This is a genomic window from Thalassospira lucentensis, from assembly GCF_032921865.1.
Lineage (GTDB): Bacteria > Pseudomonadota > Alphaproteobacteria > Rhodospirillales > Thalassospiraceae > Thalassospira > Thalassospira lucentensis_A.
On the sequence record NZ_CP136684.1, the window covers coordinates 4,320,862 to 4,344,446 of the forward strand.

Sequence of the window (23,585 nt, forward strand, 5' to 3'; positions counted from 1 at the left end):
TTGCGTATGGGCAACACACTGCCAGACATATCAGCCGAGACTATGACAGAAGCGGGATTTTTACGGGTAAACTAAAGCTAAGCTTCCACCTACACTTAAGGATGTGACAAAACTCACAGCACTCTAAAACCAACCGACCGATAAAGTTATAGAAACCTAGATATTCCACCACTTTATCTAAAAAGTTGGGTCGTTGCGATGAAACTAAAATCACTAGCTTTGATTTCTCTGTTTGCAGCCTCATTAATGGGCTGCAAGCACACACTTACACCACAACAATTGAACACACTGGAGGGAAGGGAGATCTATTTCGCAAAAGTCGGCTCCCCAGTCGATCACGACCCAAACCAAACGAATTTTGGTCTCGACGGGGTTTCAACCGCTACTCGAAACAAAATCGCAAATGGCCTATCTGAAGCGTTCAACATGAAATCAACGTCAGAAATTTTCTACTTATCTGAAGACGATTTCAATATGTGGGATGGATTTGATCAATCTTACTTGAAAATAATTGAAGAAAACCCACAAAAAGTCTTAACCGGCATCCTCATTCAAACAGGATATCTAGGTTACAATATTACTGACTTTGGAGGATGGGTTTTTGATAAACAGAAAATTGTAGAACTTCAGCTTCCCGTTCATATTGTGGATATGCAAGAAAAGAAGAGAATTGGGTACAGTATCTGCAAAAGAACATATGTTGTTTACATTGACGAATTAGACCAAAAAGAAAAACATTTACCTGTATATAATCAATTTTCAAAAGATTGTAGCACCGAAATCCTATCTTTTATATTCGGCTTAAATTTCACTACATAAAAAATATAGGGAATCTTGAGATAGATAAAACACCCCGCCAGTTTCCTGTGCGGGGTGTTTTGTTTGGTAATCCTGTTCGGATCAATCGATGTCTTCGACCTCACCGGCGGAACCGGTGACCTTGGCGGCAAGGGCCGCAGCCATGAAGTCATCAAGATCGCCGTTCAGAACGCCCTGGGTGTCGGATGTTTCAACACCGGTGCGCAAATCCTTGATCATCTGATAGGGCTGCAACACGTAGGAGCGGATCTGATGGCCCCAGCCGATATCGGATTTGGTATCCTCAAGCGCCTGGGCTTCGGCTTCGCGTTTCTGAAGTTCGGCTTCATACAGGCGGGCTTTAAGCATCTTCATCGCGGTATCGCGGTTTTTGTGCTGCGAACGGTCGTTCTGGCACTGCGCAACGATACCGGTCGGAATATGCGTGATACGCACGGCCGAGTCCGTTCTGTTGACGTGCTGACCACCGGCACCCGATGCGCGGTAGGTATCAATACGAAGGTCCTTGTCGAGCACTTCGATATTGATGTCGTCGTCAATCACCGGATAGACCCAGCAGGACGAGAAGCTGGTATGGCGGCGCGCGGCACTGTCATAGGGCGAAATACGCACCAGACGATGCACGCCGACCTCGTTTTTAAGCCAGCCATAGGCATTGTGACCGGTGACTTTATAGGTCACCGATTTGATACCGGCTTCCTCGCCATCGCTTTCTTCGAGCATTTCAAGCTTGTAGCCCTTGGACTCAGCCCAGCGCACATACATGCGCGCAAGCATGCTGGCCCAGTCCTGTGCCTCGGTCCCGCCGGCACCGGCATGGATTTCGAGATAGGCATCATTGGCATCAGCTTCGCCCGAAAGCAGGCTTTCAAGTTCACGCTTGGCCGCGATTTCGCGAATATTGCGCAGGCCCTGCTCGGCCTCGGCAACGGTTTCGTCATCGCCTTCGGCTTCGCCAAGTTCGATCAGACCGATATTGTCTTCGAGTTCCTGGGCAAGCGCCTTGTAGCCATTGATGGCATCATCAAGCCGGGTGCGTTCCTGCATGACTTTCTGCGCGTTTTCCGGCTTGTCCCAAAGGGTGGGATCTTCGGCCAGCGCGTTCAGTTCGTCGAGGCGTCTAAGAGCGTTATCCCAGTCAAAGATGCCTCCTCAGCAGTGCCATCGACTGCTTGATTTCATCGACCAATGCCTGTGCTTCGGCGCGCATTGATGTCTCCGTTATTCATATGAAATTCTGTAAGGCCGCGAAGGATCGCAGCAACTTCGGCGGCGCTTATAGCAGTTTTTGCCCCGATTGAAACCCCCGCGGGGACATACAACAGGCATGGAAAAACCCGGCACATCAAATGCGCCGGGTTTAAAGGTGGTATCGCGCGGCCTAGCTGTAAACCGGATCGAGCGTCACGGTATAAAGTTCTTCGTCGGCAACATCGCGAAGCGACACGCGGAACTGTTCGTTTTCGGCGTCGATATCGACAAGGCCAAAGAACTGCAGACCAAAGGATGGCGGCAGGTTTATGCCCTGCTCCTTGGTCGGGTGTTTGGTAAACATCACCTGCGGGCCAAAGGTATTGTCCATGGCATTTGGCCCGAATGTTCCGGCATGAAGCGGGCCGGAAACAAATTCCCAGAACGGTTCGAAATCCTGGAACTGGGCCTTGTTCGGGTCATAGTAATGGGCCGCGGTGTAATGCACATCGGCCGTCAGCCAGACGGTATTGAGGATACGAGCCGATTTGATGAAACGCAGCAATTCGACAATGTCAAATTCGCGCCCGGCCGGGGCACCATCCCCATTGGCAAGGTTTTCGAAATTGTCACCATCGCCAACCACCATGCCAATCGGCATATCGGACGCAATGACCTTCCAGGTGGCGTTGGAATTCAGAAGGCTGCGTTTAAGCCATTCGATCTGTTCCCGACCAAGGAAGACGGTTTTGTCATTTGGTTCCGGGCTGTTATTGGCATCGTTCGCACCACGATAGGTGCGCATATCAAGGAAAAAGATATCAAGTGACGGGCCGTAGGATACCTTGCGATAAACCCGCCCAGGTTCGGACGCATGTTCGGTGATCGGCAGCATTTCGCGAAACGCCCGGTTGGCGCGTGCGGCCAGAAGGGATACCGATTTTTCGGTGTAACGGTCATCCCCGGTCAGCATTTCACCCGGATACCAGTTGTTGGTCACTTCGTGGTCGTCCCACTGGTAATAGACCGGGATCAGGCGGTTGAATTCGCGGACATTCTTATCAAGCATGTTGTATTTGTAATTGCCGCGGAATTCGGCAAGGGTTTCGGCGACCTTGCCGGTATCCTCGGTCGTGATGTTTTTCCAGATATCGCCATCGGGCATTTTTGCCTGTTCGGCAAACGGGCCATCGGCATAGATGGTATCGCCGGAATGGATGAAGAAGTCCGGGTTATGTTTTGTGATCGTGGCATAGGTTTTCATGCCGCCGCGATCCTCGTCAATGCCCCAGCCCTGCCCGGCGGTATCGCCTGACCAGCCAAAACGGATATTGCGCTTTGCCGCCGGTGCCGTACGGAAATGACCGATCACCGGTTCCGACGATGCCCGGCCATCATCAAGATTTTCGAAATGGATTTTGTAAAACACGTCCTGCCCGGCAGGCAGATCATTCAGGGCAAGCTTGCCAGCGAAATCACGTTCCGGCAGGACATCGACATGCGGAATTTTGACTGAGCGTGCGAAATTTTCCGTTGTGGCAATCTCCGTGATCATGCGCGACGCACGATCCGCACGCCCCCAGATGCAGGCGGAATTGGCGGTAACGTCACCACTTTGCACGCCATGGGTGATCAGCGGACGATCAGCCGCGCGTGAAATTGACGGCATGAAAAAGCCGCCCATGGCAGATGCCGCACCGGCCGTGGCCGTTACAGTGGCGGTCGTGGTCAGGAATTTTCGGCGGGAAACACGAAAAGACATTGAAAGAACCCCTTCAAAATTTGAAGTAACACCTTGAAGAGTATGGCAAATTCAAATGACAGGACGGTTGCGGCCCGTTGATGGTTTTATCAACATTTGATGACAAAGGCGCGCGCAATACGACACCCGCGTCCCTGCCCGGTTTTCAAATGAAAAAGGCCTGATGCAGTTTGCACCCGGCCCGTAACTATCGACGCAAGATCGTACCAAAGATCAGTAGATACCACCCGGGCTTGAAACCCCGCCGGTATTGCCTTCGGCACCGACACCGCTATAGCCGGCATCGCCACCATCAATAACATTGTCGTTCGACGACGGAATGGTACCGGCTTTGAAGGCCTCCCAGATCACGTTCTGATCACCCGGACGGGCCGGAAGACCGGAACGGGCTTCGACGCGAACCATGCGGATGCCGGGCGGCGTTCTGAACGGTACGGCTTTCGTACCTTTAAGCGCATCGCCCATGAACTGCTTGAAGATCGGGGCGGCCGCACTGGCCCCCTGTTCCTGATCGCCAAGCGAGCGGTTATCGTCAAAGCCAACATACACCCCAACCGCGAGGTCGGGCGAGAAGCCAACAAACCATGCATCGCGGCTGTCGTTCGTGGTGCCGGTTTTGCCGGCCAGCGGATAGCCGAGTTCACGAATGCGACGCCCGGTACCGCGTTCAACCACGCCTTCAAGCATCGATACCATCTGGAACGCACTTGCCGGATCGGCAAGCTGTTCGCGATTGTCCGGAAGTTCGGGCGGCATCTGATTGCGGAATTCAACATCCTGACATTCCGCACACTGGCGTTCGTCACGACGATAAATCACTTCGCCGCGGCGGTTCTGAATGCGGTCGATCAGGGTCGGGGTGATTTTCTTGCCACCATTGACCAGTTCGGCATAGGCCGCCGTCAGACGCATCGCCGTGGTTTCAGCAGCACCCAGCGACATCGACAGAACCTGTGGCAGGTCATCGACGATCCCGAAACGTTCGGCATAATCGGCAACCTTGTCCATACCGATGGTCTGCGCCAGACGCACCGTCATCAGGTTACGCGAAAGTTCGATGCCCAGACGCATGGTCGAAGGACCATAGAACTTGCCGCTATAGTTGCCCGGCTTCCATTTGCCAAGTCCCGGCCCCTGATCGATCACGAACGGCGCATCAAGCACCATGGTCGAGGGGGTAAAGCCCTGATCAAGGGCTGCCAGATACACAAACGGCTTGAAGGCAGAGCCCGGCTGACGGCGGGCCTGTGTCGCGCGGTTGAATTTCGACATATCATGCGAAAAACCACCCGACATCGCCAGAACACGCCCGGTATGCGGGTCCATGGCGACAAGGGCACCATTGACCTCGGGAATCTGGCGCAAGCCATAGGTGTTTGGCGGTAATTCCTCGCCATCGAGTTCGGTGAAATGCTTTACATAGATCACATCACCGGCTGACAGCACATCAGACGGGTTGTTGACGGCCGGACCAAGCGTCTGGCCTTCTTTCCATGCGCGCGCCCATGTCAGGAAACGCAGCGGAATGCGCCCCTGCTTGCCCGACAGAAGGCCAAGCGTGACTTCATCGCTGCCAACGCGCATGACAACGGCCTTGTCCCACGGCACATCGTTTGGCGTTTCGACTTCACGCAGTTTCTGCTGCCAGTCATCAGCCAGATCGATATTGGTGATCGGACCGCGCCAGCCATGACGACGATCATATTCGACCAGCCCTTCGACCAGCGCCTGATCGGCAATGGTCTGCAGGCGCGGATCGACCGTCGCACGCACCGAGAGCCCCCCGTCATACAGCATGTTTTCGCCGTAACGGTCGACAAGCTGACGGCGGACTTCCTCAGCAAAATAATCGGCGCGATATGTATCGACCGACTGGCGTTCCTTGGCGATCAGCGGGCTTGCCCATGCGGTCTGGGCTTCGGTTTCGGTGATGAATTTTTCTTCAAGCATCCGGCCGATCACCCAGTTGCGACGCGCCTTGGCCTCGTCATGGTTGCGGACCGGATGATAGTTCGACGGTGCCTTTGGCAGGGCGGCAAGATAAGCCGCTTCCTCGATATTGATTTCATCAAGAGATTTATCGAAATAGCGCAGGGCCGCGGCGGCAACGCCATAGCTGCCATTGCCGAGATAAATCTCGTTCAGATAAAGTTCGAGGATATGTTCCTTGGTAAAGGCACGTTCGATACGGAATGAAAGGATCGCTTCCTTGACCTTGCGTTCATAGGAAACTTCGCTGGTCAGAAGGAAGTTTTTGGCGACCTGCTGGGTAATGGTCGACGCGCCGACCGGACGTTTGCCCGAGCCCATATTGGCAACGTTGGTCACGGCCGCGCGCAGCACGGATGCGAAATCAATGCCCGGATGGCTGAAAAAGTTTTTATCCTCGGCCGCGACAAACGCATCAACAACAACATGCGGGATCGAGGTGATCGGCACGAAAACACGTTTTTCACGTGCATATTCGGCGATCAACGCCCCGTCACCGGCATGAACGCGCGTCATGACTTCGGGTTCGTAGGTTTCAAGCTGGGTGTAATCGGGCAGGTCCTGACCGAAATGCCAGAAGATCGCCAGAACGCCAATCCCCCCGGCAACCGCCATGAGGAAGAGCACACCGAAAATACTTAGTAAAATACGCATAAACAGGTCTTTATCATTTTGCTGTTTTGGCCTGATCCGGCTGGCGCGCACCAAAGCGCATATTCCGGAGAATTGCAATCAGCCCTATCATAGCGGCAAAAAAGTGACAGCGTTGTGATAGCGCGCACGATTACCGCAAATTTCCTTACAGACCGGAGAATAACTATACTCCCGCCACCCCGTCAAAGCGAGGACTGGCTTTTCCACCTTGCGGAAAATCGCGCAAACCACCCATGCGAATTTTCCGATTCCGGAATTCAGGATTTTAGAATTTGTGCTTCTCGAAATAGATATCAATCGCGCGTAGCACGGCTTCGGCAACCTTGCGCCGATGTGCCGGGCTTTGCAGAAGCTTGGCATCCGTCGGGTTCGACAAATAGCCCATTTCAAACAGGGCAGATGGAATATCCGGCGCCTTAAGCACGGCAAAGCCCGCGAAACGATGTGTACGGCGTTGCAGTTCAATGCTTTTGCCGAGTTCGGAGACCATGTTGGCCGCAAGGGTCGCCGACAGGTTCATGGTTTCACGCTGTGCCAGATCGATCAGGATGCTCTGCACGAGCGAGTTTTCCTCTGACAGGTCAATACCGGCGATCACGTCGGCCTTGTTTTCCTTTGATGCCAAGGCGGCGGCTTCCTTGTCCGATGCGTTTTCAGACAGGGTATAGACCGACGCACCACGATGCTTGGAATTGCCAATCGAGTCCGCATGCAGGGAAATGAACAGGTCGGCACCGTTTTTACGCGCGATTTCGGTTCGCTGGCGCAATTTCAGGAACACGTCCTTGTCACGGGTCAGAAGCACGCGATATCGACCGGAATCAGTCAGAACCTTTTCAACTTCGCGCGCCGCAGCAAGCGTCAGGTCCTTTTCATAAACCCCGCCCACCCCGATCGCCCCGGGATCAACGCCACCATGACCGGCATCGATTGCAATCAGCGGCTTTTCCGAACCGCCACGACCGGATTCCACGGCCACATCGGCACTTTGTTCCGTGGCACTGGTGTCGTTGCGGCTGCGGGCGGAATAGGCTTCCATACTTTCACGCGACGCCGTCATAAAGGCGTCCCGCTTCGCCGGGGACAAATCGACGACAAGACGATGCGGTTTGCCTTCTGACGCCGGTAACGTGAATATTTTTGACACTAGTGCCGGTTCGGCAACATCGAGAACCACGCGGAAGGTACCCGGTTTAAACAGGCCGTAACGCAACCCGGAAATCAGACCACCGCCGGATGTCACCTTGCCCGGGGGGGCGCTCCATTCGATTTCGGGCATGTCGATGATAACGCGATACGGATCGGGCAGCAGAAAATAGCTGAATTCGACATCATGGTCGAGATCGATGACAAAACGGGTATAGTCGGGATAAACGCCAAGGCGCGCGCCAAGAACCTTGGTTTCCTGCGCGTTTGCGGTGGCAAAAAAGCCAATGCAGATCATCAGCGACAGACATAGTGCGGCGATCATCCGGACGGATTTTTGTCCGACCAAGGACAGCTTTTCTGTCGTCGCATTTGCCTGCGAACCCGTTTTAACTGATACCATCGCCCTGCTGCGTTAATCGTGGTGATGCGGATTACCCGTTTGCGCTTATAGCAACGCGTTGGTTAACGGGCAATTGACCGCCCATGAAACACACGACGCGAATGGCATTCCCGGTTCTGGTATTCCCGACATCAATGTAAACGGTAAAAACATTGCAGGATCATAGATTTGGCAGAAGGCATCCGTGATTGGCGCATTCGGGCGAAAAACTTTGCCATTTTCAATTCAACCGCAATAAAGTCATCGGACAACGTAACAAAACTGTTTGTCGCGCGACTTCAAAAGGGATATGTTGCACCCGAGATTCCTATGTCTTGCGGTGTGAACCTTATTAATCCGCCAGACTGAGGACGCGACGAGGCCAGTTCTCGGGTCGGTGTCTCGGTGACGCGGCAATTCCCGCTCCCGATAGAGCCCTCCCATTCAAGGCTGTCTTGGCGCGCTCGAGATTACGCAACCAATTTTTGTTTCAACACCAAAACCAGGTCCGAACCGGAAGAGCAGCCGAAACGCGATGAACCAGATATATACAGGACATATCGCGACCTTGATGGACGGCGCCTCCGGATACGCCGGTTTGTTTGCATACCAGCGCAACATCGCTTTACGCAGGAAACTGGCGGGACCTTCAGGAACAGGTTCCGAATGGTCAAACGCATGCTTATCGATGCAACGCACGCGGAAGAAAGCCGCGTCGTTGTTATTAATGGAAATCGCCTAGAAGAATACGACGTCGAAACTTCGACCAAGAAGCAGATAAAAGGAAATATCTATCTCGCGAAAGTGACGCGTGTAGAACCGTCCCTGCAGGCGGCCTTCGTCGATTACGGCGGAAACCGCCATGGTTTCCTCGCCTTCAGCGAAATCCATTCCGACTATTACCAGATCCCGGTCGCAGATCGCGAAGCACTTTCGCGTAGCCACAGCGACGTCAAGGATGCCGACATCGTCGAAGACAATATCGGCGACGCATCCGAGGGCAACGATACCCCGAAAAAAGAAAAGAAACCGGCCCGTACCCGCAATCGCCGCAAACCGCGTGCGAAGGCATCGGACGAAACCGCGGTTGAAACCGATGCAGAAGCACCGGCAACCGACGAAAATGCCGATAGTGCGGCAACTGTTGCAGCAGACGCCCCGGCAAGTGACGATGCAGGCGATGAGGATGCAAAACCGCGCCGTCGTCGCACACGCAACCGTCGCAAGAAATCCGATGATGTCGAGGCATCAGGTGATGACAGCGCGGATGCATCGTCGAATGACGGTGATGATACCGATGGATCGGGCGGCGGTAATGCTGCCATGTCGGCCGAAATTGCCGAACTGACCGTCGATATCGAAACCGAACCGGCCGGTGCGGCCGAAGGCGAAGAAGAAATCGACGATCTGGGTGGCGATGACGGAGATGAATTCTCCGACAGTCATCGTCCGCAGATGCAGAAACGCTATAAAATTCAGGAAGTGATCAAGCGCCGCCAGATTCTGCTGGTGCAGGTCGTCAAGGAAGAACGCGGCAACAAGGGTGCCGCCCTTTCGACCTTCCTGTCGCTGGCGGGCCGTTATTGCGTACTGATGCCAAACACCCCGCGTGGTGGCGGCATTTCGCGCAAGATCACCAATGCACAGGACCGCAAGCGCCTGAAATCCATTCTGGCCGAGCTGGAAATTCCGGACGGCATGGCCGTTATCGTGCGTACCGCCGGTTCGGAACGCACCAAGGCCGAGATTAAACGCGACTTCGATTATCTGATGCGTTTGTGGGATCGTATCCGCGAAACCACCCTTCAGAGCCAGGCACCGTGCCTGATTTACGAAGAAGCCGATCTGATCAAACGTTCCATCCGTGACCTTTATGCACGCGATGTTGATGAAGTTCTGGTCGAAGGTGACGAAGGTTACCGGATCGCCAAAGACTTCATGAAGATGTTGATGCCGTCACATGCGAAGCGTGTGCAGCCCTACAAGGATCAGGGCGTGCCGCTGTTCCACCGTTTCCAGGTGGAAAGCCAGCTTGACGCGATGCTCAATCCGGTCGTTCAGCTTAAATCGGGTGGTTATATCGTTATCAACCCGACCGAAGCACTGGTCGCGATTGACGTTAACTCGGGCCGTTCGACCCGTGAACGCAACATCGAAGAAACCGCATACAAGACCAACCTTGAAGCCGCCGAAGAACTGGCCCGCCAGTTGCGCCTGCGCGACCTTGCCGGTCTGATCGTCGTCGACTTCATCGATATGGAAGACCACCGCAACCAGGCATCGGTTGAACGCAAGCTTAAAGAAGCCATGCGCAATGACCGTGCCCGCCTGCAGATCGGCCGTATCAGCCCGTTCGGTCTTTTGGAAATGTCGCGTCAGCGCCTGCGTCCGTCGCTTGTTGAAAGCGCGTTCGAGGTTTGCGCCCATTGCCGTGGTGTCGGCCTTGTCCGTTCGATCGAAAGTGCCGCCCTTCACCTTCTGCGCGTGCTTGAAGAAGAAGGCATGCGCCGTCGTTCCGGTGCACTTACCGTGCATGTCGCAAGCGAAGTCGCGCTTTATATCCTGAACCGCAAACGCGATACGCTGGCTGAAATCGAACAGCGCTATGGCTTTACGGTCATGATCTTTGGCGATGACAGCCTGATTTCGCCAGATCACCGCATCGAGCGCACACGCGCGAAAAAAGGTGACGAGGAAGAAGCCCTGCCGGTTCTGAACACCGACAGCGTTTCGCTGACGGCGATTGAAAGCCCGGTTGAAGCGGACGAAGACGACGAAGAAGATGACGTCGCCGAAGCCCGTGACACCCGCGATCAGCGCGATGACGATGATCAGGGCAACAAACGCCGCCGCCGTCGCCGTCGCCGTCGTGGCCGCAATGATGACCGTGATGATCGCAATGATCAGAATGACGCCGATGCATCCGATGATGCCGCTGGTGCATCGGATCGTTCCGATCAGGACGATAACGAAGATGATGACGATGACGAGGCACAGCGCAAACGCCGTCGTCGCGGCAAACGTGGTGGTCGCCGTCGTTCGCGCCGTCAGGAATTTGAGAACGCACCGCGTGTCAAATCGCCTGCCGATGATGCACAGGCAACCGCCCTTCGCCGGGATCGTGATCACAGCGCACCGGAAGGCCATGCTGAAGATCAGGTTGTTGATGCCGACAGCGAAGGTCAGGACGCAGACAGCTTTGATCAGGAAGGTGTCCGCGCCGGTCGCCAGCGCAGCACGACCGCCCCGGCACCGGCACGGCCGCGCCGCGAACGTCGTGATCGCAATGACAATCGCCGCAATCGTCGGGATCGCAATGATCGTAACGACCGGGCTGATGTGAAAAACATCCCGATCCAGAGCGGCCCTGCCCCGGAAACAGCGGAAGAAATCGCCAAGGAAGCGGTTTCGGCACCGGCACAAAGCCCGGCGGAAACCGTGGTGGAAAAACCGGCAAGCCCGGCCCCCGCGGCAGCACCGGCAGCGGAAAAATCCGAACCGAAGCCAGAGCCGAAGAAACCGGCACCGAAAGCCGAAAAGGCCGCCGAGCCGGTGGCAAGTGAACCGGTTTCAACTGAGCCGGCAAAAGACGAAAAACCGAAGCCGAAGAAACGCGGCTGGTGGAGCCTTGGTCGTTAAGATCAGGGTCCGACAAAATCAAAAAGGGCTGCCGAATATTCGGCAGCCCTTTTCTTTGCGACGTGATCAGAAATGCAAAGGCGCTTATCGCTTCCAGTTCTTTAATGCCGCAACCGCGCCCAGCATGGTGGCTTCGCTGTGCGCGAACGAGAAGCGGACATAATGTTTGCCGCGCAGGCGATCAAAATCGGTGCCCGGCGTGGTGGCAACACCGGTTTCATCCAGCATGCGACGGCAGAAAGCCTCGCTATCGGATGTCAGATCGCGAACGTCGGCATACAGATAAAACGCCCCATCCGCCGGGGCGAATTTTGTGAAGCCCGCAGCGGGCAGCTCATTTAGCAGAATTTCGCGATTGCGCGCATAGGCCGCGACATTCGCCTGCAATTCGTCCTCGCAATCAAACGCCGCGACGGCGGCGATCTGCGACAATGCCGGGGCCGAAATAAACAGGTTCTGTTGCAGGCATTCCACCGCGCGCATCAGATCAGGCGGCACCACCGCCCAGCCCAGACGCCAGCCGGTCATCGAGAAATATTTCGAGAAGCTGTTGATGATGATCGCCTCATCACCGAATTCAAGGGCGGTACATTCCCGAACATCGCCAAATGAAATGCCCTGATAAATCTCGTCACTGATCAGTCGAATGCCGTTTTCCCGGCAATAGGTCGCCAGTTCATGGTAGGTTTCGACATCGATCATGCTGCCCGCCGGGTTGGACGGGCTTGCAACGATCAGGCCGTCAATCGGATCATCAAGATCGCGCAGCATGGCGACCGTCGGCTGATAATGGCTTTCGGGGCCAGCCGGCAGATTGACGGTTTCAATGCCAAGTGCGGTCAGGATGTTGTGATAGGCCGGATAGCCCGGTGCCGCCATTGCGACACGATCACCGGCATCAAAGGCCGCCAGAAACGCCAGCACGAAGATCGAGGACGAACCACTGGCAACGCAGATGCGTGACGGATCGACCGGCGTGTTGAATTTGCGCTGATAATGACCGGCAATGGCTTCGCGCAGGGGATCAATTCCCATCGCATTGGTATAGCCGATCAGATCGTTATCAAGGGCACGTGCCGCGGCCTCCCGGACCTTGCGTGGGGCTGGTGTACCGGGCTGCCCGACTTCAAGGTGAAAGACAGCCTTGCCATCGGTTTCGCGCGCATTGGCGGCACGCATGACATCCATGACAATAAAGGGCGAAATAGCGCCGCGACGCGATTGTTTCAAAGCCATTTGCGGGGTCCTGACTTGCAACTGAAAAATCGGGGCAGGAAAACCTGCCCCGATGAAATGCCTGTAAAGGGTGGCTTACTGCGTGCCGGCCATGCCGCCGCCCGCAGGGTCGGCGATGAACTGGCAGCTTTCGGGATGTGGCGGGGTCCCTTCAAGGCAGCGCACGATATTGACCGCCGGTTTGCCATCCGAATTCATCGGAACATTGGCAGCAGCCCCCTTTTCGATCAGGTCCTCGGCCATGGTCGCAATCTGTTTGGTTGCCCCGGCCGGGGTGCCGGTACCGGCGATGCCATAATAATATTCAAAGACGAACGGGTTCACCATAAGGGCCGGGCCCATCAGCGGGGTCTGGGCATAGTCCGCATCCCCGGCGGCAAGGTTAAGACCGAACGCATCGGCACCGAGCCCCGCGCCAAACGGCTTGTTCATCGTGGTCATGCAGGCAACCGCATTGGCCGCACGGTCCAGCACGACAAAGCCGCTGCGACCTGTATTGGACTGAACGTTACTGTCGGCAGCATCGATATCGGCCAGATAGCGGTTCAGGACCGCACCAAGTTCGGTGCTGGCATCAATGACCGCACGTCCGGACTCCGCACGCGGCGGATAGGCCAGATACAGTGTTTCGTTACCAACCTTGACCTCGGTCGCGGATTTCCATTGCGGTTTGTAATCGCGCATGTCTTCGGCGGTCAGTGTCCCACCGGCATTCTGTACGGCGGTTGCGATCTGGGCACCAAGGGCACCGTTATAAAATTCACCCGGTCCCTTGACCCGAAGGGATGTCAGGAGCGCACCGAGATTGACCGAGCGAATCCGGTCGCCGACCTGCAAGGTATTGCCATCAGGCATGAAAACATCACGCAGAATCGGGCTTGCCTCGATCCGGTCGCGATTGGCTTCGATGTCATCCACCATCGAACGCGATACCGGCACACCCAGGCGGGCATATTGTTCAGCCGCCGACAGGAGCTGCGGCCATTGCAGGCGACCGTAACGCGCACTAAGCGCATAAAGCCCGCGCGGGACGCCCGGAATGGTGGTTGCGGTCTGGCTGTCGGCAGTGCGAGTCCCCGGACGCGGCCAGAAATCAAGCACTTCGACCTTTTTCGACTGGCGATCATGAACAACGCACACCCCGCCGCCGCCAATACCGGCGACCGAGGATTTGGTTACGGTCATGGTCGCGTAAAGCGCAACAGCCGCATCCGCCGCCGTACCGCCCGCCGAAAGAACGTCGCGTGCGATGCGAACCGCGCGGGGTTCGTCGGCGACCACGCCACCAAGGAAACCACTGACGGCCCCTATTTGGCCAAGATTTTCAGTATTATCGCTACTGCAGGCAGCAAGACCGGCAGCCATTGCGATTGCCGTCATGATCCGCCATGATGGCTTGCGCGTCGGCAACCTGTCCGCACTGGTCGGGTCGACATCGGATGAACGAGAACACGGAACGCACAATTTGCTCAGACGCATTATTACTCTCACTGCCATTTTCCTTGTTGCCCTGCCCAGCACAGTTTTTGCGCAGGGTCGTTCTTTTATCCGGGATACCGAGATTGAGGAAACCCTTCATCTCTATGCGACCCCGATATTCAAGGCTGCCGGGCTCGATCCGCGCGGCGTTACTGTCTATATCGTCTCAGATCCCAGCCTGAACGCATTCGTTGCAGGTGGCCAAAAGCTTTTTATCAATACTGGCCTCTTGTTGAAAGCCCAGACTCCCGAACAGGTTATGGGCGTGATGGCCCACGAAACCGGCCACATTGCGGGCGGGCACCTTTCGCGTATTCATGATCAGCTTCGAAATGCCTCGGCGATATCGATTCTGTCAACCATCGTCGGTGTTGCCGCCGGTGTTGCCGCCGGTCGTGCAGATGTCGGTACAGCCGCCGTTCTTGGCGGACAGAACGTGGCAGAACGCAATTTCCTGGCTTATTCGCGGACACAGGAAAGTAGTGCCGATCAGGCCGGTGTCAACTTCCTGACCGATGCGGGGATTTCATCGCGCGGTCTGATGGAATTCATGGAAACGCTTGAAGGTCAGGAATTGCTGAGCACGGCACGTCAGGACCCGTATCTGCGCAGTCACCCGCTGACGACCGAACGTGTCGAGTTCCTTGAAAACTATACTGCGAATTCACCGTTAAGGGACGCCAAGGTCGATCCGGTTCTGTATGAACGCCATGACCGTATGCGCGCCAAACTGTATGCCTTTACCAACCATATCCAGCATACATTGCGTACCTATCCCGAAACCGACACCAGCATTTCGGGGCGTTATGCACGCGCGATTGCCTACTACCGGGACTCGCAACTTGATCCGGCGATGAAGCTTATTGACGAGCTGATCGCCGAAGAACCGGAAAATCCGTATTTTGAAGAGCTTAAAGGTCAGGTCCTGCTGGAATTCGGCAAAGCCAAGGAAGCCACCGACCCGCTTCGCAAAGCCGTCGAACTGTCCAACGGTGCACCTTTGATCCGGTTGCTTCTGGCGCATGCGCTGATTGAAAGCGGTGACAGCAGTGTCCTGCCGGAAGCCAAGGAAAACCTTTTGGGGGTTCTTTCGGTTGAACGCAGCAATGCCTCGGCCTGGCGGTTCCGGGCGATCATCGAAAACCGCCTGGGCAACGAAGGCGAAGCGTCGCTTTCGCAGGCGGAATACAGCCTTTTGACCGGAGATCGGGAAGCCGCGAAATATCATGCGGTTCAGGCCGACCGGAAACTTGAAAAAGGCACCGCGACCTGGCAGCGCGCACAAGACATCATTCGCGCGACCGATCCGGAAGGCAAGGACAACCGGAATTGACAGCAATCGCCCCAAAATGGGCGGCGATGCGGCGTTTACCAACCCCTCGCCGTATCGGCCTTGCCTTTGCGGTGTTTTACCTGTTGACCGGATGCAGCCTGCCCGATGCCGGGGTGAGCGTCGAGGGGGATCTGAAGCTTCTTTATGCCCCTTTCCCGCTGAATAATCCGCCCCGGTACTGGCATTATGCCGAACGACCGGCAAAGCTTGATACGGGTGAACAGTCAAAGGCCAACAGCCTTTACTGGGAAGATATCGACGGGCGCATCGCGCTTGCCATGCGCCCGGCAATCGGCACATTTGAACTTGGCCGTCGTACCAATATTGCGGTTCTGGCATCCCCCTATCTGTCATTCGATTGGTTGATGAACGCATCGGCACAGCCCGGCGATACCGAGCTTGTCCTTGGTTTCCGGGCGCAATCGCATGGCGATTGGGGCGAAAGCGATCTGGGGGCAGGCAAACCGCCCGTCGATCATGTGATCCGGCTTCCGATTGGGGGCGACATGACCGGTATCAAGGAATGGCAACGCGATTATTTCGATCTTTCGGCACTGCATCGCCGATACTGGCCCGACACAGATACCATCGATGTCCGTCTGGTATGGATCGGGATTGCCGCATCTGGTGATCAGGGGGCCGATGTGGCCGGTGTCACATATCTCTCGCATATTTTACTTTCCCGTTAGGTACCCGTCTCGTATCAATTAGCCAAAGAAATCAGGTCCCGCGCGATGCGAGAAACATCCGGGACAAAGACAACAAGGGATTTTCGATGAATTCGCACATGATCAAACGCCTTCTTGGCGGTGCCGCCATCATGCTTTCGCTGAGTTTTGCCGTGGGCGCACCAGCACAGGCGGAAGAACTAAGCGATGCCCAGAAGGCCGAGATCGAAGGCGTGATTGAACAGTATCTTCTGGAAAACCCGGATGTTCTGCTGCGTGCGATCCAGAATGTTCAGGTCTGGCAGACAACCGAACAGGCCCGCCAGCAGGCCGAAGCCATTGAGCCGGTTTGGGATGCGCTGGTAGCCGACAGTTCGGTGCCATCGGTCGGCCCGCTTGATGCGCCGGTGACCGTGATCGAATTTTTTGATTATCATTGCGGTTATTGCAAACGCGCCTTTGACGGCGTGAAGGAACTTGCTGAAAATTCCGATGGCAAAATCCGCACCATGTTTGTTGAATTCCCGATCCTGCGCGAAGAAAGTGCCGATGCGGCCCGCGCGGCATTGGCCGCTGCCAAGCAGGGCAAATACATGGAAATCCACGCGGCCTTCATGGAAAACCGCGGTATCCTTGACGAGGCACAGATCAACACATTGGCCAAAGACGCAGGTGTCGACGTTGATCAGATGCGCAAGGACATGCAGTCACCGGAAATCAATGGCATGTTACAGCAATATGCCGCCATGGCGCGCAGCATCGGGGTCAATGGCACCCCGGCCTTCCTGATCAATGGTCAGATGGTGTCGGGTGCGGATATGGAGCGCGTCAATGCGCTGGTCAAAGCCGGACTTGAACAGGCGTCCTGATTCTACACCAAACCGCTACTACGGATGCAGTCAATCCGTTACGCAGTCTGAATAAAACAAAAGCCCCCGTTTCGATACCGAAACGGGGACTTTTTATCGGACATCTATGCGATCAGATCAAACCGGCCAGCGGCGAGGACGGATCAGCATATTTTTTCTTGGGCATGCGACCGGCAAGGAAGGATTCACGACCGGCGATGATCGCGTGTTTCATCGCGCGTGCCATGCGGATCGGGTCCCTGGCACCGGCAATCGCGGTATTCATCAGAACGCCGTCACAGCCCAGTTCCATGGCAAATGCCGCATCGGATGCGGTGCCGACACCGGCATCGACAATCACCGGCACATTGGCGTTTTCCTTGATCAGCGCGATATTGACCGGGTTGAGAATCCCCATGCCCGAGCCGATCAGCGATCCCAGCGGCATGATCGCGACACAGCCCATATCTTCAAGCATTTTGGCCTGAATGGGATCGTCGCTGCAGTAAACCATCACGTCGAAACCATCCTTGATCAGGGCCTCGGCGGCCTTGAGGGTTTCGGGCATGTTGGGATAAAGCGTCTTCTGATCGCCCAGAACTTCAAGCTTCACCAGATTCCAGCCACCGGCCTCGCGGGCCAGACGCAGGGTCCGGACCGAGTCATCAGCCGTAAAGCAACCCGCCGTATTCGGCAGATAAACGTATTTTTTCGGATCGACATAATCGACCAGCATCGGCTGTGACGGGTCGGTCAGATTGACGCGACGCACGGCAACCGTGACCATTTCCGCGCCCGATGCATCAATCGCGATGCGGGTTTCTTCGAAATCCTTGTATTTGCCGGTACCGACGATCAGACGCGATTTGAATTTGTGGCCCGCGACAACGAAACCCTCGTCATTGGCGGACGCAAGATCGGCATCCGAGGAACCGCCACCAATAAAATGAACGATTTCAAGCTTGTCGCCATCGGCAAGTGCAGTATCGCCATAAGCCGTTTTCGGCACGATTTCGAGATTGCGTTCCACCGCGACCTTGGTCGCGGTAATCCCGAGTTCGCCGAGAAGATCGGCAACGGTTGCTGCGGTTTCGATGGTGCGGTCTTCACCGTTGATGGTCAGGCGCATCTGTTCGTCTTGTCCTTGTGGTATCAAAATATTCACCTATTGGCGCGCAGTATGCGCAGCTGCCGGGCGAGAGGCAAGCTGTGATCGGCGGATTCTGCCATGCGGGGCACACAAAGCTGCACCAATGGCGATGATGCCAACATGATCGTGTGGTTACAGTCACATGCCTCGTCCGAATGCAACGTTGCGTCAGACTTTGGTCGTGTTATAAACGCATCACTATATGTTGGGCATGTGGGAACGGATGACAAAACCCGTCTACATTCTGAATGGGCCGAATTTGAACCTGCTGGGACAGCGTCAGCCGGAAATTTACGGTGCGACCACCTTGCAGGATATCGACAACATGTGTTCTGCACATGCGTCGAAGATTGGCCTGTCCGTCGTCTTTCGCCAAAGCAATCACGAAGGCGAGCTGGTTGACTGGATTCAGGAAGCCCGGCAAGAAGCTGCTGGCATTATTATCAATGCTGGGGCATATACGCACACATCGGTTGCGATCCTTGACGCATTGCTGGCATCCGATTTGCCGGTCGTCGAGGTGCATCTGTCAAATATTCATCAGCGGGACGCATTCAGACATCATTCTTACGTCTCGAAAGCTGCAAAAGGCATGATCTGTGGTTTTGGCGCGCAGGGTTACATTCTTGGCCTTGATGCCATCAGATCACTGATCCACACACCATCATAAAAGATATCGAAATGAGCAAGTTCAACATCGACAACGATACCATTCGCCAGCTCGCAGAGCTGCTGGACGAGACCAACCTGACCGAGATCGAAGTTGCCGCAGGCGACAATCGCATCCGCGTCGCCCGTCAGGGCACCATGGTTGCAGCCGCTCCGGCAGCTGCACCGGTTGCCGCTGCTCCTGCTGCGGCCCCTGCTCCGGCGGCTCCTGCCGATGCGGGTTCGCATCCGGGTGCTGTTAAGTCGCCGATGGTTGGTGTCGTCTATTTCGCGCCGGAACCCGGTGCCGCACCGTTCATTTCGGTCGGTTCCAGCGTTTCCGAAGGCCAGACCCTTATGCTGATCGAAGCGATGAAAACCTTTAACCCGATCCGTGCACCGAAGTCCGGCAAGGTTACCCAGATCATCGCAACCGACGGCCATCCGGTCGAGTATGACGAGCCGCTGGTCATTATTGAATAAGCCGGGGTAACACCGCATGTTCGACAAACTCCTGATTGCCAACCGTGGCGAAATCGCGCTTCGTATTCAGCGCGCCTGCCGCGAAATGGGCATCAAAACTGTCGCGGTGCATTCCACCGCCGATGCCGATGCCATGCATGTCCGCCTGGCAGACGAAGCCGTCTGCATCGGCCCGGCCGCATCGAAAGACAGCTATCTGAATATTCCGGCGATCCTGTCGGCAGCCGAAATCACCGGCGCAGAAGCCATCCATCCGGGTTACGGCTTCCTGTCGGAAAATGCCGACTTTGCCGCCATGGTCGAAGAACACGGCTTTGCCTTTGTCGGTCCGTCGGCGGAACATATCCGCATGATGGGTGACAAGATCACCGCGAAACTGACTGCAGCCAAACTGGGCATTCCGGTTGTTCCCGGGTCGGACGGGGAAATCACCACCGTTGCCGAAGCCCAGAAATGTGCCAAGGAAATCGGCTATCCGGTCCTGATCAAGGCATCGGGTGGTGGTGGCGGCCGCGGCATGAAAGTGGTCGAGCGCGACGAAGACCTTGCCGAAGCCTTTTCCATGACCCGCAAGGAAGCATTGCAGAACTTTGGCAATGCCGCGGTTTATATGGAAAAGTACCTTGGCAAACCGCGCCATATCGAACTTCAGGTTATTGGTGATTCCCACGGCAATGCCGTCCACCTGTTCGAACGCGACTGCTCCCTGCAGCGTCGTCACCAGAAAGTGCTTGAAGAAGCGCCTTCGCCGACGCTGACACCGGAAGAACGCGAACGCATCGGATCAACAGTTGCCAACGCGATGCGTGGCATGGGGTATCGCAATGCCGGGACGATCGAATTCCTGTATGAAAACGGCGAGTTCTATTTCATCGAAATGAACACCCGTCTGCAGGTCGAACATCCGGTAACCGAAGCCATTTCGGGCGTTGACCTTGTGCGTGAACAGATCCGCGTTGCGGCTGGTCTTGAACTGTCCTTTACGCAGCAAGATCTGGAAATTCACGGCCATGCGATTGAATGCCGCATCAATGCCGAAGATCCGGAAACCTTCGTGCCGTCACCGGGCAAGATCAAGGAATATCATGCACCGGGCGGTTTGGGCGTTCGTGTCGATAGCGGTATCTATACCGGTTATTCGATCCCGCCCTATTACGACAGCATGATCGCGAAACTGATCGTGCATGGGCGTGACCGCGAAGAATGCATGATGCGCCTGCGCCGTGCATTGGCCGAATATGCGATTGGCGGGATCAAAACCACCATTCCGCTGCATCAGAAGCTTCTGGCGCAACCCGATATCCAGAAAGGTGATTACGATATTCACTGGCTGGAGAAATTCATGGGCATGAAGAAGTAATTTTCTTTATCCCGACGCAAAAAAGCGGGGCTTCCTTTCGGGAGCCCCGCTTTTGTTTGCGAATTTCCGTTAACCCAGCACGATGCATCAGGCGCGAGGCGATGGCGGCCCCGGCAAAACAACCAGCGAAGAAATTTCGAGCATTTTACCGATCCCGGTACGAAGAATTAATCATCCATTTCGATTATCATGCCAAAGATAGCTGACAGACCGAAAGCTGCTATCTTGTCAGACCAGTGCGCGTTCACATATGTAAACAGACGACTTGCAAACAGGACCGAAACCATTATCACCGCGATCATGTCGAACCAACTGACCCCTGATCTGTTGATCCGTGCCTATTCGGTCGGCCTGTTTCCCATGGCCGAAAGCCATGATGACCCGACCCTTTACTGGATTGACCCGGAATGGCGTGGCGTATTGCCACTGGATGGCTTTCATGTACCCAGAAGCCTGCGCAAAGCCGTGCGCAAGGGGACATTCAAGGTCCATGTAAACAAAGCCTTTCCCGATGTCATTCGTGCCTGTGCGGAACCCACCGCCAGCCGGGACGATACCTGGATCAATGACAATATTCTTGATGCCTATTGCGCGCTTCACAAGATGGGCTGTGCGCATTCGATCGAGGCATGGCTTGATGGCAAGTTGGTAGGCGGGCTTTATGGCGTCAGCCTTGGTCAGGCGTTTTTTGGCGAAAGCATGTTTTCGCGCGCGACCAATGCATCGAAGGTGGCGCTTGTGCATCTTGTCGCCCTTTTGCGGCAGGGCGGTTACACACTGCTTGATACCCAATTCGTCAATGATCACTTAAAACAGTTTGGGGTGGTCGAAATCCCGCGGGAACGCTATCGTTCCGATCTTGCCCGTGCGCTTGCCGGACGGGCAAGCCTTCCGTTTGAAGCCGATCCCGAATTTATCGAACAGGTATTGCAGCAAGGTGATCATTGACGCCACCGCCCCTGTCCCCGCCCCCGCATCCCTTCCAGAAAAGACTGAACATCCCGATGCAGATACGGCCTGCCACACAGAATGATATCCCGAAAATCCTTGAAATTGTTGCCCCGGTCCTGCGTGCTGGTGAAACCTATGTCATGCCGACCGACATGACCGATGACGAAGTGCGTGCCTATTGGATGGGGCCGGACAAGGAAACCCTTGTTGCCGAGGAAGACGGGCAGATTGTTGGCACCTATTACCTGAAGGCCAATCAGCCGGGCAATGGCGCGCATGTCGCCAATTGTGGCTATATGACCGCCCCGGATGCAGGCGGACGCGGAATTGCGCGGCGGATGTGCGAAAACTCGCTGATCCGTGCAAAGGATCGCGGCTTTAAGGCCATGCAGTTCAATTTCGTCATCGCCAGCAACAAGGCCGCCGTGCATCTTTGGCCGCAGCTTGGCTTTGAAATTGTCGGGCGTTTACCCGGTGCCTATTTGCACCCGGTACATGGCGAAACCGACGCACTGATCATGTATCGCAAACTTTAATCCTTCTGCTGCGCCCGTAAACGAAAACTGACGCCACATGGGCGTCAGTTCACTGTTTGATCGGCGATTTCGAATTGCCTGACTACTGCTGCAGGCCGGGGAATGCCCAGATGCCTGATACGCGCAGCATATCGCGATAAACGACAAGCTTTTCGCTGTCGCTGACTTTCGATGCTTCTTCGATGCTGTCGAAATCCAGTGCGATCAGGGGATGAACCGGTGCATCCAGACCATACTGATCCAGCGCATCCTGAAGCACGGTTTTGGCGCGACGCATATGGCTGGCACTGGTGACCAGAATGACATCATCGGTGGTGTGCCGGTTCAGAAGGTTTGCAATATTCAGCATGTTGCCAACGGTGTCTTTTGACTTGTCCTCGACCATGATCCGGTCGCGATCAATGCCCTGCTCGACCAGCCAGCGCATCATCATGTCGCCTTCGGTCACGCCCGATTGCGGCTGTCCCCCGGTTACCATCACGCGGGCATTCGGGTTTGCCTTGGCCGCTTTCAGGCCGATTTCAAGGCGCTGCATCAGCGGTTCGCGCATGGTGCCATCTTCGGCAAGCGCATAACCCAGAATGACGATGGTGGATTTTTCGCCCAGTACCGGGACGTCCTGATTTGGGGCCTCGGCCATATTGGCATCCGCGCGCAGGAAGCGTTTGCGATAGGCATCCGCACTGTCGCGGTCAATGCCGGCCATCGCATCCATATAATTGCGATACTGATCGTCATCACCACGTATATGGGCCAGTGCCGCCAGCCAGGTATAGGCATCGAAGGCATGCGGATCGACGCGCGTGATACCGATATAGGTTTCGGCCGCATCCTCGAGTTTCTTTTGCAGAATACGGGCCGATGCGATCCCGTATCGCAGATCAATCCGTTCTGGTGCCAGTTTCGACGCCTCGGCAAAGGCCTGTTCAACGACATCGTATCGCCCGTGCAGGGTGATGCCCTTGAATACTTCGGCCTCGGCCTTTTTGATGTCGCCACCCGACCAGTAATAATGCATTCCCGTGTCGACCAGTTCGCGAATACGCGCCCCGTCCGTGGCATCCGCCGCCAGTGCCGTGCCAAAAACCGCACCCGCCAGCATCAGCGAAACACCACAACCAACAGCCAATTTCTTTATTGTCATTGTTCTTGTCCTACTGTGAAGTCAACCAAACTCAGCAGGGTAATCCAATCATGAACGATACCTTTTGAGTACCACAATGTTCAGGGCAGCCGGGAATGATCATAATTCCGTAAAATTGGTATTTATTGGTATTACATTTTCAATACCAGTCTTTCGCCACGGCCAAT

At 55.5% G+C, this 23,585-nt stretch carries 18 protein-coding genes and 1 pseudogene; 10 read left to right on the forward strand and 9 right to left on the reverse strand.

The genetic code is table 11. The features are described 5' to 3' along the window. The first annotated feature begins 198 nt into the window (after positions 1 to 198). The gene (locus R1T41_RS20855; RefSeq protein ID WP_317339013.1) at positions 199 to 819 is read left to right on the forward strand and encodes a hypothetical protein; all 621 of its coding nucleotides are present in this window, start codon (positions 199 to 201) and stop codon (positions 817 to 819) included. Between the two features lie 81 nt (positions 820 to 900). On the opposite strand, the gene prfB is transcribed toward R1T41_RS20855, so the two are convergent. From prfB to R1T41_RS20875, 4 genes are all read right to left on the reverse strand, one after another. Next, positions 901 to 2,029, reverse strand: a protein-coding gene (gene prfB / locus R1T41_RS20860; protein ID WP_114110669.1) for a peptide chain release factor 2 whose coding sequence is annotated in 2 segments (ribosomal slippage) — positions 901 to 1,959 and positions 1,961 to 2,029 — 1,128 coding nt in all. Because the reading frame shifts where the segments join, the coding sequence is not laid out codon by codon here. 171 nt (positions 2,030 to 2,200) lie between these two features. Then, positions 2,201 to 3,772, reverse strand: coding sequence for an alkaline phosphatase D family protein (locus R1T41_RS20865; RefSeq protein ID WP_317339016.1), 1,572 nt, complete (start codon positions 3,770 to 3,772; stop codon positions 2,201 to 2,203). A gap of 213 nt (positions 3,773 to 3,985) precedes the next feature. Continuing rightward, positions 3,986 to 6,415, reverse strand: a complete 2,430-nt coding sequence (locus tag R1T41_RS20870) for a penicillin-binding protein 1A (protein WP_317339018.1) — start codon at positions 6,413 to 6,415, stop codon at positions 3,986 to 3,988. Between the two features lie 265 nt (positions 6,416 to 6,680). Further along, positions 6,681 to 7,964, reverse strand: a complete 1,284-nt coding sequence (locus R1T41_RS20875) for an N-acetylmuramoyl-L-alanine amidase (protein ID WP_062959468.1) — start codon at positions 7,962 to 7,964, stop codon at positions 6,681 to 6,683. A gap of 645 nt (positions 7,965 to 8,609) precedes the next feature. On the opposite strand from R1T41_RS20875, the gene R1T41_RS20880 reads away from it, so the two are divergent. Next, complete coding sequence (locus tag R1T41_RS20880) at positions 8,610 to 11,582, forward strand: ribonuclease E/G (RefSeq protein ID WP_317339020.1); 2,973 nt, start codon at positions 8,610 to 8,612, stop codon at positions 11,580 to 11,582. A gap of 84 nt (positions 11,583 to 11,666) precedes the next feature. Here the strand turns inward: R1T41_RS20880 and R1T41_RS20885 are convergent, their stop codons facing one another. Next, entirely contained in the window at positions 11,667 to 12,818 is a 1,152-nt protein-coding gene (locus R1T41_RS20885; protein WP_317339022.1) for a pyridoxal phosphate-dependent aminotransferase, read from the reverse strand. 75 nt (positions 12,819 to 12,893) lie between these two features. Then, positions 12,894 to 14,198 carry a gamma-glutamyltransferase gene (locus R1T41_RS20890; RefSeq protein ID WP_317339024.1) on the reverse strand — a complete coding sequence of 435 codons (1,305 nt, stop codon included), beginning with the start codon at positions 14,196 to 14,198 and terminating at the stop codon, positions 12,894 to 12,896. Here R1T41_RS20890 and R1T41_RS20895 point away from each other — a divergent pair. The 3 genes from R1T41_RS20895 to R1T41_RS20905 all read left to right on the forward strand — a co-directional run bounded on the left by R1T41_RS20895 (position 14,197) and on the right by R1T41_RS20905 (position 17,167). Then, positions 14,197 to 15,630: a M48 family metalloprotease gene (locus R1T41_RS20895; protein WP_231886930.1), complete on the forward strand. Its 1,434-nt coding sequence runs from the start codon at positions 14,197 to 14,199 to the stop codon at positions 15,628 to 15,630. The genes R1T41_RS20890 and R1T41_RS20895 overlap by 2 nt on opposite strands. Next, positions 15,627 to 16,319, forward strand: coding sequence for a hypothetical protein (locus R1T41_RS20900; protein ID WP_317339028.1), 693 nt, complete (start codon positions 15,627 to 15,629; stop codon positions 16,317 to 16,319). Before R1T41_RS20895 ends, R1T41_RS20900 begins: the two co-directional genes overlap by 4 nt. A gap of 98 nt (positions 16,320 to 16,417) precedes the next feature. Continuing rightward, the gene (locus tag R1T41_RS20905; protein WP_317339029.1) at positions 16,418 to 17,167 is read left to right on the forward strand and encodes a DsbA family protein; all 750 of its coding nucleotides are present in this window, start codon (positions 16,418 to 16,420) and stop codon (positions 17,165 to 17,167) included. Between the two features lie 112 nt (positions 17,168 to 17,279). Here R1T41_RS20905 and R1T41_RS20910 read toward each other — a convergent pair whose 3' ends face one another. Both R1T41_RS20910 and thiS read right to left on the reverse strand, forming a co-directional pair. After that, positions 17,280 to 18,089, reverse strand: coding sequence for a bifunctional sulfur carrier protein/thiazole synthase protein (locus R1T41_RS20910; protein ID WP_258547385.1), 810 nt, complete (start codon positions 18,087 to 18,089; stop codon positions 17,280 to 17,282). Beyond that, positions 18,090 to 18,275: pseudogene (thiS, locus tag R1T41_RS21985) on the reverse strand (sulfur carrier protein ThiS); the annotation flags it as partial. It abuts the gene before it with no gap. A gap of 244 nt (positions 18,276 to 18,519) precedes the next feature. Here thiS and aroQ point away from each other — a divergent pair. The 5 genes from aroQ to R1T41_RS20935 all read left to right on the forward strand — a co-directional run bounded on the left by aroQ (position 18,520) and on the right by R1T41_RS20935 (position 22,274). Continuing rightward, the gene (gene aroQ, locus R1T41_RS20915; protein WP_062952191.1) at positions 18,520 to 18,966 is read left to right on the forward strand and encodes a type II 3-dehydroquinate dehydratase; all 447 of its coding nucleotides are present in this window, start codon (positions 18,520 to 18,522) and stop codon (positions 18,964 to 18,966) included. Positions 18,967 to 18,977: 11 nt separating this feature from the next. Further along, on the forward strand, positions 18,978 to 19,427 hold the full coding sequence (accB, locus tag R1T41_RS20920; RefSeq protein ID WP_114110677.1) for an acetyl-CoA carboxylase biotin carboxyl carrier protein: 450 nt from the start codon (positions 18,978 to 18,980) through the stop codon (positions 19,425 to 19,427). A 16-nt stretch (positions 19,428 to 19,443) separates the two neighbouring features. After that, a complete protein-coding gene (gene accC / locus R1T41_RS20925; RefSeq protein WP_062952087.1) occupies positions 19,444 to 20,787 on the forward strand; it encodes an acetyl-CoA carboxylase biotin carboxylase subunit in 1,344 nt (447 codons plus the stop codon). A 300-nt stretch (positions 20,788 to 21,087) separates the two neighbouring features. Continuing rightward, positions 21,088 to 21,735, forward strand: coding sequence for a leucyl/phenylalanyl-tRNA--protein transferase (aat, locus tag R1T41_RS20930; protein WP_317339034.1), 648 nt, complete (start codon positions 21,088 to 21,090; stop codon positions 21,733 to 21,735). A 56-nt stretch (positions 21,736 to 21,791) separates the two neighbouring features. Continuing rightward, positions 21,792 to 22,274, forward strand: a complete 483-nt coding sequence (locus tag R1T41_RS20935; RefSeq protein WP_317339035.1) for an N-acetyltransferase — start codon at positions 21,792 to 21,794, stop codon at positions 22,272 to 22,274. Between the two features lie 82 nt (positions 22,275 to 22,356). Here R1T41_RS20935 and R1T41_RS20940 read toward each other — a convergent pair whose 3' ends face one another. Then, entirely contained in the window at positions 22,357 to 23,418 is a 1,062-nt protein-coding gene (locus tag R1T41_RS20940; protein WP_317339037.1) for a YdcF family protein, read from the reverse strand. Positions 23,419 to 23,585: the final 167 nt, after the last annotated feature.